The following is a 305-nucleotide window of genomic DNA, read 5'->3' as shown; positions in this document are numbered from 1 at the left end:
CTCCGAGCGGCCCGCTCTGGACGGCGGGACCGACGGGTGGTGCGCTATGACGAAATCGCCGGCGCGGGACGAGGTGCTGTATCTGCGAGCGGCGGGGGTCGATGTCGGCAAACGGTTCGTGGTGGCGTGCGTGCGCACCCCGGACCCGCGCCGGGCGGGCCGGTGGTTGCTGGAGACCGAACGGTTCGACACGACCGCGGCAGCTTTGCGGGCTCTGCGGGACTGGTTGACTGACCGGGCGGTCGAGGTCCTCGCGCTGGAAGCCACGTCGGACTACTGGCGGGCGGTGTATTACCCGCTGCAGG

The 305-nt window shown here is 71.1% G+C and carries 1 pseudogene; it reads left to right on the top strand.

What is annotated here, in order from left to right:
• Positions 1-46: 46 nt before the first annotated feature.
• A pseudogene (locus OO60_RS44355) lies at positions 47-305 on the top strand (hypothetical protein); the annotation flags it as partial.

The organism is Amycolatopsis vancoresmycina (genome assembly GCF_000716785.1).
GTDB classification, from domain to species: Bacteria; Actinomycetota; Actinomycetes; order Mycobacteriales; family Pseudonocardiaceae; genus Amycolatopsis; species Amycolatopsis vancoresmycina.
The sequence above is the reverse complement of the archived record's forward strand: the minus strand, read 5'-3'. Positions and strand labels throughout refer to the sequence as shown.